Here is an 11814-nt window from a genome sequence, read left to right on the forward strand (position 1 = left end):
GCGCATAGTTTTATGTGCGGACGCAAGTTTGCAGATTTTATGAGGAGAACTTATGAGCATTCGTCGTATCGGAGTTGGCCCGCGTATGAGCCAGGCAGTTATTCACGGCAATACTGTTTATCTTGCCGGTCAGGTTGGAACTGCAGGCGCCAGCGTCACGGATCAGACCAAGGACATTTTGGCGGAAGTGGACCGTCTGCTTGCTGAAGTGGGATCAGACAAAACCAAAATTCTTCAAGCGATTATCTGGCTTTCAGACATGAATGATTTTGCTGAAATGAACGCTGTTTGGGATGCATGGGTTGACCCGGCTCATACGCCGGCACGCGCTACAGGCGAAGCCAAGCTTGCAACGCCAGAATATAAAGTGGAAATAATCATCACTGCTGCTATCGACTAATAGCCGGCCAAATTTACGAGAACCCCGGATTTCCGGGGTTTTTATATTTTAATTCCTTATCCGTTCAGAATAGTTTTCGCGACCTCCGGCTTGGGCCTTTTGATTGATTGAAGCTTCTTTGCGCAATTGCTCAAGCGGTTCGCTCTGGTCAAGCCAGTCATGATCGTAGAGATAACCCGGCAAATAGCCTGAGAGCACGACCCTATAATCAAAGGGAAAGGTGGGATCGAGCACTCGAGCCATTTTATAGATTATGGTGGTGCAATTGGCGGAAAGCGTATTGTAAAATTTTGGATTGGCCGCCAGTTCGTTGCCAAGCTCAACATAAGAGATGAATAATTCGCGCGCAGCTTCCGGCGAAATATCGATACGATAGCGGAAGACGTCTTCTTCGCGCACATTAGTGCGCAGAAAAATTATATCGCGTTCTTCTGCTGCGATCATTGCAAGTTCGAATTCACGAAAAAAGCCGCCAATGGAAGAAAATTCTTCGTGGTGCTCTTTTCGGATTTCGCCTGAAAATACAACATGGCGTCCATCTTCGAAGCCAAAGGAAACAAGCGTGTGAGCGATAGAGGGGCCGGCCCAATAGGAAAGGAAAGTGTCAACAGTCGTGAGTTTTGTTAAATCGTAGGTCTCTTCTTTCCAATGCGCTTTGTAACTGTCTGTTGTCGTCCATTCGAAATCGCGAACATTTGATAAGGTGACAAAATCTCCATCGATTTTGCCTTGAACAGTGCGGGATACTTCCGGTGCCCAGATACGGCTGAGGGAGGGTTGGATAGTCGACCACCAAATCAGAAGTATTGCTGCGACCGCAAGAAATAAAATTCTGCTCATTCGGCAGCTCATATGGCGCTGGCTCTGGATTACCCAAGTGATGAATAACAGCCATGCTCCGACCACGGAAGCGCGCACGGCATCTCCAAATGGTAATTGAAACCACATGGCCAAACTTGCCCAGACGGCAAAGATCACAGTGAATAATATGAACAGAAATTTCCCAGCAATGCGGGCAGTTCTTGATTTCAAAATAGACATAGACAATCCGTATGTGCCGCGAGCTGCTTATATGCGCAAAACATGGTGATACTGCCATGAATTGCCGGGCAATAAAATGTGATGACTGATTATATACAGAATTAAACCGGGTAAGGTCGGAATTTTAGATTGGGAGCAAAAAAACACGCGCAAGCATTAAGGATATGTCGGCAGTGGTATCATCGCCGAATAAGCTGACGAACAACGCGCCAAGCAAGAAGTGCAGCGACGATAAATGCGTATATTACTGGCTCCGCCTGCCATCCTTTAGTCGATAAGATAAAATGAAGCGCCCCTCCAGCGATGGCTATATAGACGAGTTTATGAAGGCGTGACCAACGCCTGCCGAGTTTGCGGATGGCCCAATTGTTCGATGTGAGCGCCAGGGGAATGAGCAGCGCGAGGCTTACCATACCAATAGTGATGAATGGTCGCCGGGTGATGTCTTGCATTATTGCAGGGAAATCTAGCGCCTGATCAAGCAGCATATAGGCTGCAAAATGCATCAGCGCATAGTAAAATGCTAAAAGACCCAGTGCACGCCGGTATCGAACGAGATTGAAGTTGCCGATCTGGCGCAAAGGTGTGATGAGCAGGGTTAAGATCAAAAAACGTAAAGCCCAGATTCCTAAAAGATGTTCGAAGCTTTTAACTGGATCTGCGCCAAGGCCTCCCGTCGCACCTTGATAAAATGCGACGCCCGCAGGAACGAAACCGAGCGCGTAAAGTGCCCAGATTTTCCACGCATGGCGACGTGTGTTCCGTTTTCCCTTAGAGGCGGTGACGGTTGGCATCAGTAATATTGCTTCAAATCCATGCCAGCATAAAGGGAAGCAACTTCTTCAGCATATCCATTAAAGAGCAAAGTAGGTCGGCGTCCGGAATTGAAAAAGCTATCTTCGCCAATCCGGCGTTCGCTTGCTTGGCTCCATCGTGGATGGTCTACATGCGGGTTAACGTTGGCGTAGAACCCATATTCATTGGGTGCTTGTTGTTGCCAGGAAGTGGGCGGCTGTTTTTCAACAAAGCTGATCTTGGTGATCGACTTGATACCTTTGAAGCCATATTTCCACGGGACGACAAGCCGGATTGGTGCTCCATTAGCGTTAGGTAGCGTTTCGCCATATAGTCCGACGGAAAGAATAGTCAGCGGATGCATTGCCTCATCAAGGCGCAGGCCCTCAATGTAGGGCCAGTTTAAGACTTGAAAAAGTCCTCTTTGGCCGGGCATCTCTTCCGGACGCACCACGCCAGTAAAGGCAATATATTTTGCTGATCCGAGTGGTTCGACCTCGGCCAGCAGGCTAGCAAGCGGAAAGCCGATCCACGGAATCACCATCGACCATCCTTCCACGCAGCGCATGCGATAAATGCGCTCTTCGAGGGGCATTTTGTCAATCAGTTCCGAAAAATCAAATTCCTTAGGCTCTTTGACCAACCCGTCAATTGTCAGACGCCAAGGAAGTGGCTTGAAATTCCCAGAGTTGGCCGAAGGGTCCTCTTTGCCCGTGCCAAACTCATAAAAATTATTAAAGGTGGTGATTGCCTGTTTGGGCGTAAGCGGTTCGTCCGTCTTATAGGCAGATGGTGCCGCTTGTAGCTCCTCGCTATAGGCTTTTGTTGCCATAGCGCTCGCTGTTAAAGCTCCCATTCCCACTAGGAATTCGCGCCGTCGAACATAAACAGATTTAGGCGTTATCTCGCTATAGGACAGATATGCGCTTGAAAGGCGGCTGGGCTTAAAATGCTGCATGATCATAACCCCGATAAGAACCGTATTTTGCGAGCCTGACAGCAGAAGGCGACAAAAGGATGGTCAAATTGCTCGCCAATATAAGATCACTATAAGTGGCGATGCAGGTTATAACAATAATGTTACCTGAGGTAATTTTTCGTGATTTCGTCACATTTTAGCTCAATCCGTCAGATTAAACACCAATTGCATCGCATGCGCTCTGCAGAATTGATCTCCAAAAATCGCTGCTCTCAAGCCTTCATTAATATCTCACTGGCAGATTGAAGTTATGGTAAAGAAGTCGTTTATAGCCGCCACTATGTTGGTGTTTGCAACTACCATGGGTTTTGCTCAGGCAGACACGCAGCGCATGGCGACCTTTAACCTTGAGAAAGCGCCGCAGGGATCGGTTAGAAACGGCATTACCGGTTCCATCAAAAACGAAACAGGTGCTCCCCGACCGGGTGAGGGGGTTACGATGCAAGATAAAAACACCGCTGATGAACCCACGGCCGCTGAAAACTTCTCGCGAAGCCGACGGTTTGTTTATCGTTTCTATACGCCACAGAACGCGTCTAACGAGCTTATTGTTTTAATGCACGGTTCGGGCGGCGATGAATCAAGTCTCGTGCCGCTGGCATCAAAAGTTTGGCCGCGCGCCAATTTGCTCGGTATTCGTGGCCGGGTGATGCAAGACGGTGGAACCCGTTGGTATAAGCGTATCACGCCAGTCAAATTTGATCAGAAAGATGTAAGGCTGGAAGCGAATGCTTTCGTGACCTTCATAACCCGTCTGGCCGAGCAGAAAGAACTCGATCTGTCGCATGCGACATTTGTGGGCTATTCTAATGGTGCTAATCTTCTTGCTGCCACCATGCTTTTGCATCCCGACATGGTCAAACGCGCTGTTTTGATGCGCTCAATGCCGGTTTTGGACAATACGCCGACGGCCGATCTGGGGAAAACACGTGTCCTGACGCTTACTGGCGCAGCAGACAAGCTTTATTCGCCGTTTGCGCCAGCGCTGTCGAGCTTGCTTCGCACGAGTGGTGCAAAAGTGGTTGCGCAGACGATTGATGCCGATCATATGCTGGGGGACAAGGATGTTTCAGCAATCCGCCACTGGGTGGCATCGCTGGGCGCTGACGGTCCAGGGGCTGTTTCGATGAATGCAGATTGAGGTTTGCAAGGCACCGGTGCGGCCGGTACCTTGAGGCGTTAACTAGTAAGATCGACTATGCCGCAATCGCCCGTTTCTGAACCGAATGCGAGCCGGTTGCCGTGATCGTCCCAACCCATGGTAGAAATTGCGCCCTTGCCGGGGCGGCGTAAGAGGACTTCTTTCTGATCAGCAAAACGGACCAGAAGGATCATGCCATCATTATAGCCAATGGCTACAAGCTCTTCGAGCGGGTGGCAGGCCACGGCAGTCACCATACTGTCACCGCGCAAGCCCAGTTCAAGCGGTGCTTTGCCCATTGGGCCATCCTTGCTTGAAAATGGCCAGACAATTGCAGCGGGAGCGCCGGAAGTGGCAAGCCACTTGCCTTTAAAACTCCAGGACCAATCTTTGACTTTCGCCGGATAGCCCGTCATTCGCATGTGGCGTGTGTCTTCCAAACGCCAGCCGTGAAGCGCATTTTCCTGCATCGAAGTGATGAGAAAGCGACCATCGGGCGAGAATATCACGTCGATATGAGCGCCCTTCCATTCCAATTCAGTCGGCTTTGCTTGGGTACCCGTCCAGATAAGCGTCGCTCCATTGTAGCGCGCTATAGCAAGGCGCTGGCCTTTTGGCGCGAATGCAAGACCTTCGACGCTGCGTTGTTGCTGAAACTCTTGCATATCTCCATTGGAGGTACGCACCCAGGCCGAACGGCCCGATCCGAATGCGATCGTACCGGCAGGACCAGCTGCGACCGTTGTTATCCATTTGCGGCCAATCGTGGCAAGTTCGGTGGCCGTGCCTTGCTTGTCGGTCTGGCAAATGCGGCCATCTTCGCCACCGGTTATGAGAGCTTTGCCGTCAGCAGTCAGTGCCGCGCTTAGAAGCCCGTCGTGAACGGTTTCAGACTTATGTCCATTATCGAGCCGGTGGATTGATCCATCGGCCTGAGCGAAGAACGGAATGCCGCCGATAAAGCGAGCAAGAATACAATGACCGTCAAGGTCCAGCGGGGCGATCGTGGGCATGTCGGTCCAATTATTATGCTTGGCAGTTTTCAAATTCGGCACGAAGAGCGGTAGCATCCAGCTCACGGCCAATAAAGACCAGGCGGCTTTCGCGCTTTTCTTCAGGCTTCCATGGACGCTGATGATCTCCTTCGATGATCATATGCACGCCTTGAACAACGTAACGCTCGGGATCGTCTTTGAACGCGATGATGCCTTTGAGGCGCAAAATATTTGGCCCCTGCGTCTGGGTGAGATTCTGAATCCAAGGAAAGAATTTCTCCGGATCAATTTCGTTTGCGCGCAATGAAACCGACGTAACCGTAATATCATGGATGGCGGAGGCGTGGTGGTGATGCTCGTGATCACAATCCGGTCCGCACACGTGCTCATGATCATGGTGATGATGGTCGTCATGGCCGTGGTGGTGATGGTGGTCATGATCGCAATCGGGGCCGCACACATGATCGGGATCGTCGTGATCAAGAAAATGCGGATCGTTCTCCAGAGCGCGTTTCAGATCAAAAGCACCGCGATCAAGAACTTTGTCGAGCGAAATGGACGCGCGCTGCGTGCGATGGATGATCGCATGCGGATTGATAGCGCGCACTGTGGCTTCAACGGCCGCGAGCTCCTCAGCATTGACCAGATCTGTTTTGTTAATCAGCACCACGTCGGCAAATGCGATCTGATCTTCTGCCTCGCGGCTGTCTTTCAGGCGCAGTGGCAGATGTTTTGCGTCGACAAGGGCAACAACTGCATCAAGAGCAGTTTTTGCGCGGACATCATCATCCATGAAAAAAGTCTGTGCGACGGGAACCGGATCGGCAAGCCCGGTTGTTTCGACCACGATGGCGTCAAAACGACCGGGGCGGCGCATCAGCCCTTCGACCACGCGGATGAGATCACCGCGCACGGTGCAGCAAATGCAGCCATTGTTCATTTCATAGATTTCTTCGTCGGATTCGACAATGAGATCATTATCTATACCGATTTCGCCAAATTCATTGACGATTACAGCGTATCGCTTGCCGTGATTTTCCGTCAGCATACGATTGAGCAGGGTGGTTTTTCCTGACCCGAGATAGCCGGTCAAAACGGTAACGGGAATGCGGCCAGCTTCTGTGGTCGCCGTAGCTTCAGTTTGGGCCTCAGCTTGGCTCATGGTGCAACGCCTCTTGAATTTGTCGCCTCGGAATATTGGCACAAAGCGCAGGACCGAGGCTCTGATCGGTAATCCATATAAGGGAAGCGCAAGTCGATTGCCATATGCAATGCTATATTATTACAGAGCAGATGATCACGATCCTGGCAATGATGATAAATTAAAACGCGTCAGGTCGAACCGGTCCACATCATAGAGCAATTCGATAAAGCCTGCTGTTGCGTGAGCCAATATTTTTTCACCAGCTTCCGCGGTGGCGAGACTTGCATCACCGGCGACGCCCATGTGGTTGAGATCAAGCATTTTCCACCCGAACGCATGCGGACCGTAGGCGCGCAAATGCTTAAACTCTTCGGCGAGAGCAGATTGCGCATTGGTGAAATTGCGCGCTTTCGACATATCAACCAGATCGGGGCGTAAAGCGAGCATCACAGAGGTTTCGATAAAGCCGCCATGAATGTCGAGTTTCTTTGCCTCATCAGAAATGAGACCTTCGGGAAGGCCGAACCGGGTCCAACTGGTGGCAACTGCGAGCATATTTAGCCGAGCGCGCAATTCTGTAGCTACTATGGTCATTAAGGGTGAATTTCCACCATGCGCATTGAGCATGACCAGCTTTCGAATCCCGCCTGCATGAAGGTTTTCTCCAATGCCGATCCATTGATTAATTGCCTCCGAAAAGGCCAGGCTGCGCGTACCATCCACATCCATATGTTCGATCGAATAGCCGATTGGCTGGGCGGGTAGAAAATTCACATTGAGGTCGGAAGGGAGGGCCTCGCTTATGCGCTGGGCAATGCCTTCGGCGATGATAGTGTCGGTTTCGAAAGGTAAATGCGGACCGTGTTGCTCGTGAGCCCCTAGTGGCAGAACTACTATCATGTCGCGGTTCTGGTCGTGCAGATCGGTCATGAATTTCTCCAACAACTTATGGTCTTAATCGCTTAGCAAGCTGGGCAACGATCTTCTTTCAATCCGTCTATACCGTATAATGAGGATAGCAAGTGGCTATGAGTAAGTTCATAAGACAATTGTTCCGTATCGATTGCAGTCTGTTCCACGACTAGCCTGACCTTATTAACGACACGATTGCTGGAATCGACGCTTAAAGCGCGCAAGGTGCAATCATATTGCCGCTTGCGTCGGAGGGCGGGTTGCTACTAAGCGTGTTAGCGCGGCTAGATGATGATGTCTCGGCTCAGGAAACTGTGGAAGACCAACATCCTCAGTGGTTTCAACGTTAAGCTTGATGAAAATCCTTCCATTTCAACAATCGGGGTGGCATAACCGTTGCAAGGTTATCGGACGGTTCCTTGTTTGCCCGGCAACACTTGCGCAGTGAAGGCAAGATCTCTTAGGGGAGGCGAATTGGCTCAGAAAATCAAGCTTTCAACCATAGCGGATGCGCTTGGTGTTTCAACAGCCACCGTTTCATTGGCACTCCGCGATAGCCCTCTTGTAGCGGATCAGACCCGCGAGAAGATCAAAGAACATGCCAGAGCTATCGGTTATATTTATAATCGTCGCGCGGCGAGCTTGCGCACGTCACGCTCAGGTATTGTCGGGGTCGTCGTACACGATATTATGAACCCATTTTTTGCGGAGATACTTCGCTCTATTGAAACAGAGCTGGATCGTTCACGCCAAACTTTCATCCTGTCTAACCATTATGACCAGCTGGAAAAGCAGCGGACCTTTATGGATACGCTTTTGCAGCTTGGCGCCGATGGGGTGATCATCTCGCCAGCTATCGGAACTCCGCTTGAAGACATCAAATTAGCGCAGGATAATGGTCTGCCGATGGTGTTGATCGCGCGCCGTGTCGAGGGCGTGCAAGCGCCCGTTTTCCGGGGCGATGATGCCTATGGGATCGGACTTGCAACCAATCATCTTATTTCTTTGGGGCATACCCGGATTGCGATGGTCGGTGGTACTGATCAGACTTCAACCGGGCGCGATCGCTATGAGGGCTATGTGCAAGCAATGGCAAAAGCCGGGCTTGAAGTTAAGCCGGAATGGCGGCTGCCGGGGCCGCGCACCAAGCAGGGTGGCTTTGAAGTTGCGCCGCAGTTTCTAGCATTAAAAGACAAGCCTACAGCTGCTGTTTGTTGGAATGATCTAACCGCGATTGGGCTTATGAACGGTATAGCCCGCGCAGGGCTTATTCCCGGTGAGGATATTTCTGTAACGGGCTATGACGACCTTGAGGAAGCCGCGATTGCGACACCAGCTTTGACAACGGTGTGGAATGGCCAGCGTGAAGTGGGGCGGCGGGCTGCAAGGGCTTTGCTGGATCAGCTCAATGGTGTTGAAGTGTCAACCACGCAGGAATTGATCAAGCCAGAGCTTCACATTCGGCAATCCACTTCCAAACCGAAATTCTGAATAATTATAACAAGTGGGATAGGTTTCGCCCTGTCCTTAGACTAATGGCCTATTGAGGGAAAAGTACCATGAATAAACGCGCAGCGACGATACTCGTGCTCGGCAATTTTAACGATTATGCCGTGAGTAGGCTTTCGGGAGAGTTTCCAATAAAGCGTATTGCTCGCGGCGATGTAGCGCTGGTCGAGGCAGGGTGGGCTCAGGATATTCGCGGTATTGCCAGCATGTCGAAAGTGGATGCGGTGCTGATTGATGCGTTGCCTAACCTTGAAATCATTGGAAATTTTGGTGTCGGCTATGATGCGGTAGATGCAAAACATGCTGGCACACGCAACATTATGGTCACCAATACGCCGGACGTTTTGACAGAAGAAGTAGCCGATACCGCTATGGGTCTGCTGATTGATACGGTGCGGGAATTGTCGAAAGCGCAAGCCTATTTGCGCGAAGGGCGCTGGGAAAAGGAAGGTAATTATCCGCTTTCGAGGCTTTCGCTGCGTGGACGTAAGGTTGGGATTTTTGGATTGGGACGCATTGGCAAGACGATTGCGCACCGGATCGAAGCATTCGGACTTCCCATTTCTTATCATAATCGCCGCAAGGCTGAAGATGTGAATTATGATTATTATCCAAGCCTGCTGGAACTGGCCAAAGCGGTAGACACGCTTATTCTGGTTGCTCCGGGCGGTGCGGAAACCACCAAAGCAGTCAATGCAGAAGTCTTGCAGGCGCTTGGTTCGGATGGCGTGTTGATCAATATTGGTCGCGGCAGTGTGGTGGACGAAGATGCGTTGGTGGATGCGCTGAATAATGGGACTATTGCGGCCGCTGGTCTCGACGTATTTGCCAATGAACCGCACGTGCCGCAGGCTTTGCTCGATGCACCAAACACGGTGTTGCTGCCGCATGTCGGCTCGGCCTCGCAGAAAACGCGTCAGGGTATGGCCGATCTGGTGATCGACAATCTAATTTCGTGGTTCGATAAAGGGGTGGCTTTGACGCCAGTCCCCGAAACCGAGCATGTAAAAGCGAAGTAATTTTCAGGCAGTGCGTTCGGCACGATGCTGGCGCACTGCATCTCCAAAGGCTCTGAAAATTTTCTGTGAGGGAGCATCTGTTCGGATCCAATATTCCGGATGCCACTGCACGCCGACGACAAAGCCCTTAGCGTTTTTGACTGAAACGGCCTCGATGGTCCCATCCTCCGCAACAGCTTCTATCGACAAATCGGGCGCGGGATTATCGATAGCCTGACGGTGGACAGAATTTACCTTTATCTCGTCTTTTCCTAAAATGTCGGCCAAACATGATCCAGCTGCGATCTTGACATTATGCGCGAGGGCGAAACGTTCGTCCTGGCTATCAGATTGTGGAGCGCGATGGTCGAGGCGCCCATCCAGATTCTGGATTTCAGTTGCGAGCGTTCCACCCAGAGCAACATTGAGCTCCTGAAGGCCGCGACAGATTGCCAATAGGGGAATGCCTTTTTCAATCGCTTTTCGGATCAGCGGAATGGATGTCGCGTCGCGGTCGTGATCATAAGGTTCATAAGCCGCATTGGGAGTAACGCCATAAAGTTCCGGGTTCACATTTGATTTTGAGCCGGTGACTAAGAGACCGTCGACGCTGTTTAACACGGTGTCGAGATCGATTTTATTAAGCGAGGGGACCAAAAGCGGTACTACCTCGGCAAATTCGATCGAAGCTAACAGATATTGGTCGGGTGCTGCATGCCAATTGTAGTTTTCTAAGGGCTTCACGTCGGTGGACACAGCGATGAGCGGGAATGATTGTTTTTTCATAATATAAAGCATCCGATGTTTAATGGTTGTTTTACCCTAAGGTGCGTGAAATCGGAACGGATTTCCGGAATCTCCAGATATTCTTCGATATGAACTGTGTATTGATGCGGATCGAATGTTTTTTCCCACTATTTACGGTTCAATTTCGGGCAATCATAAACTAGGAGAGTATAAAATCTGACTGGGAGAGATATATGCCTGACGATCAGCTATTTTCTGTTCGCGATAAAACTATCGCGGTGACAGGAGGTTCTTCGGGGCTGGGCCAGCATATGGTGCAACTGCTCGCCGGTCACGGTGCCCGTGTTGTCTCGATTTCCAGAAGCAATGAAAGCGAAAGCACTTGCCCATCAGGGGGCGAAGTTCTGGAAATTATCGCTGATATCACCCAAGACGATGAAGTTGCTAAAGCGTTTGATGAAGCAGAACGGCGCTTGGGGCCTATTACGACATTGTTTAATAATGCCGGTGTTGCGAGTATGGCGAGGGCGCTGGATACGTCGCGGGATATATTCACCCATATTTTCGATGTGAATGTTGCGGGTTCTTTCTTCGTGGCACAGGAAGCCGCACGGCGGATGATTGAACGCAAGCAAGGCGGGGCAATCATAAATTTGACGAGTATTTTGGCTGAGCGACCACAGAAGGGAACAGCGGCCTACGCCATGTCGAAGGCATGTGTGTCGCAGATGACGCGATGCCTAGCTATGGAATGGGCGCCCCATAATATTCGGGTAAATGCGATATCACCTGGCTGGTTTCCAACACGCTTAAACCGAGACCAACTTGATGGTCCGGCCGGTGGATATATCAAAGGATGCAATCCCATGCGGCGTTTTGGCGAAATGCGTGATTTGGATGGAGCGATATTGCTGCTCGCATCGGACGCAAGCCGTTATATGACCGGTAGCGTCATAACTATTGACGGCGGCCACAAGATTTAACCCATTTTTTTTTATTCCATATCATGCATGGTCAAATGTTCATTGGACCAAGCAAATCGATTTAAGTCGTCCGTTTGTTGGGGCTAACGTGGATATTTCGAATCCGACCCTAAATGACATTTAATTAGCTTGTGATTTCTTGATAGTTCAGCTCACGGGTCAATATAGGT

The 11814-nt window shown here is 50.6% G+C and carries 12 protein-coding genes; 5 read left to right on the top strand and 7 right to left on the bottom strand.

Features of this window, described 5'->3' with window-relative positions; translation table 11 throughout:
• Positions 1-52 precede the first annotated feature (52 nt).
• Positions 53-400: a RidA family protein gene (locus tag C7374_RS10035; RefSeq protein ID WP_111575491.1), complete on the top strand. Its 348-nt coding sequence runs from the start codon at positions 53-55 to the stop codon at positions 398-400.
• A gap of 48 nt (positions 401-448) precedes the next feature.
• Here C7374_RS10035 and C7374_RS10040 read toward each other — a convergent pair whose 3' ends face one another.
• The 3 genes from C7374_RS10040 to msrP form a co-directional block, all read right to left on the bottom strand.
• Positions 449-1441, bottom strand: a complete 993-nt coding sequence (locus C7374_RS10040) for an Lnb N-terminal periplasmic domain-containing protein (protein ID WP_170130237.1) — start codon at positions 1439-1441, stop codon at positions 449-451.
• 179 nt (positions 1442-1620) lie between these two features.
• Positions 1621-2235, bottom strand: coding sequence for a protein-methionine-sulfoxide reductase heme-binding subunit MsrQ (gene msrQ / locus C7374_RS10045; protein WP_111575493.1), 615 nt, complete (start codon positions 2233-2235; stop codon positions 1621-1623).
• On the bottom strand, positions 2235-3194 hold the full coding sequence (msrP, locus tag C7374_RS10050; protein WP_111575548.1) for a protein-methionine-sulfoxide reductase catalytic subunit MsrP: 960 nt from the start codon (positions 3192-3194) through the stop codon (positions 2235-2237). Before msrP ends, msrQ begins: the two co-directional genes overlap by 1 nt.
• 271 nt (positions 3195-3465) lie before the next feature.
• Here msrP and C7374_RS10055 point away from each other — a divergent pair, with 271 nt between their 5' ends.
• Positions 3466-4356, top strand: coding sequence for an alpha/beta hydrolase (locus C7374_RS10055; RefSeq protein ID WP_111575494.1), 891 nt, complete (start codon positions 3466-3468; stop codon positions 4354-4356).
• Between the two features lie 38 nt (positions 4357-4394).
• Here C7374_RS10055 and C7374_RS10060 read toward each other — a convergent pair whose 3' ends face one another.
• From C7374_RS10060 to C7374_RS10070, 3 genes are all read right to left on the bottom strand, one after another.
• Entirely contained in the window at positions 4395-5369 is a 975-nt protein-coding gene (locus C7374_RS10060) for a WD40 repeat domain-containing protein (RefSeq protein WP_111575495.1), read from the bottom strand.
• 13 nt (positions 5370-5382) lie between these two features.
• Positions 5383-6513, bottom strand: coding sequence for a CobW family GTP-binding protein (locus C7374_RS10065; RefSeq protein ID WP_111575496.1), 1131 nt, complete (start codon positions 6511-6513; stop codon positions 5383-5385).
• Between the two features lie 135 nt (positions 6514-6648).
• Positions 6649-7425 (bottom strand): creatininase family protein, encoded by a 777-nt coding sequence (locus tag C7374_RS10070; protein ID WP_111575497.1) that lies wholly within the window; start codon positions 7423-7425, stop codon positions 6649-6651.
• A 456-nt stretch (positions 7426-7881) separates the two neighbouring features.
• Here C7374_RS10070 and C7374_RS10075 point away from each other — a divergent pair, with 456 nt between their 5' ends.
• Both C7374_RS10075 and C7374_RS10080 read left to right on the top strand, forming a co-directional pair.
• On the top strand, positions 7882-8898 hold the full coding sequence (locus C7374_RS10075) for a LacI family DNA-binding transcriptional regulator (protein WP_111575498.1): 1017 nt from the start codon (positions 7882-7884) through the stop codon (positions 8896-8898).
• Positions 8899-8966: 68 nt separating this feature from the next.
• On the top strand, positions 8967-9935 hold the full coding sequence (locus tag C7374_RS10080) for a 2-hydroxyacid dehydrogenase (RefSeq protein ID WP_111575499.1): 969 nt from the start codon (positions 8967-8969) through the stop codon (positions 9933-9935).
• Between the two features lie 3 nt (positions 9936-9938).
• On the opposite strand, the gene C7374_RS10085 is transcribed toward C7374_RS10080, so the two are convergent.
• Positions 9939-10700, bottom strand: coding sequence for a gamma-glutamyl-gamma-aminobutyrate hydrolase family protein (locus C7374_RS10085; RefSeq protein ID WP_111575500.1), 762 nt, complete (start codon positions 10698-10700; stop codon positions 9939-9941).
• Positions 10701-10894: 194 nt separating this feature from the next.
• Here C7374_RS10085 and C7374_RS10090 point away from each other — a divergent pair, with 194 nt between their 5' ends.
• Positions 10895-11644, top strand: a complete 750-nt coding sequence (locus C7374_RS10090) for an SDR family NAD(P)-dependent oxidoreductase (protein ID WP_111575501.1) — start codon at positions 10895-10897, stop codon at positions 11642-11644.
• Positions 11645-11814: the final 170 nt, after the last annotated feature.

The sequence above is a fragment of the Falsochrobactrum ovis genome, assembly GCF_003259955.1.
Taxonomy (GTDB): domain Bacteria; phylum Pseudomonadota; class Alphaproteobacteria; order Rhizobiales; family Rhizobiaceae; genus Brucella; species Brucella ovis_A.

Coding starts and splice junctions, on each gene's coding strand:
- C7374_RS10060 (WP_111575495.1), bottom strand. CDS start 5,369: ATGCCCACGATCGCCCCGCTGGACCTTGACGGTCATTGTATTCTTGCT.
- C7374_RS10065 (WP_111575496.1), bottom strand. CDS start 6,513: ATGAGCCAAGCTGAGGCCCAAACTGAAGCTACGGCGACCACAGAAGCT.
- C7374_RS10040 (WP_170130237.1), bottom strand. CDS start 1,441: ATGTCTATTTTGAAATCAAGAACTGCCCGCATTGCTGGGAAATTTCTG.
- msrQ (WP_111575493.1), bottom strand. CDS start 2,235: ATGCCAACCGTCACCGCCTCTAAGGGAAAACGGAACACACGTCGCCAT.
- C7374_RS10090 (WP_111575501.1), top strand. CDS start 10,895: ATGCCTGACGATCAGCTATTTTCTGTTCGCGATAAAACTATCGCGGTG.
- C7374_RS10070 (WP_111575497.1), bottom strand. CDS start 7,425: ATGACCGATCTGCACGACCAGAACCGCGACATGATAGTAGTTCTGCCA.
- C7374_RS10080 (WP_111575499.1), top strand. CDS start 8,967: ATGAATAAACGCGCAGCGACGATACTCGTGCTCGGCAATTTTAACGAT.
- C7374_RS10085 (WP_111575500.1), bottom strand. CDS start 10,700: ATGAAAAAACAATCATTCCCGCTCATCGCTGTGTCCACCGACGTGAAG.
- msrP (WP_111575548.1), bottom strand. CDS start 3,194: ATGCAGCATTTTAAGCCCAGCCGCCTTTCAAGCGCATATCTGTCCTAT.
- C7374_RS10035 (WP_111575491.1), top strand. CDS start 53: ATGAGCATTCGTCGTATCGGAGTTGGCCCGCGTATGAGCCAGGCAGTT.
- C7374_RS10055 (WP_111575494.1), top strand. CDS start 3,466: ATGGTAAAGAAGTCGTTTATAGCCGCCACTATGTTGGTGTTTGCAACT.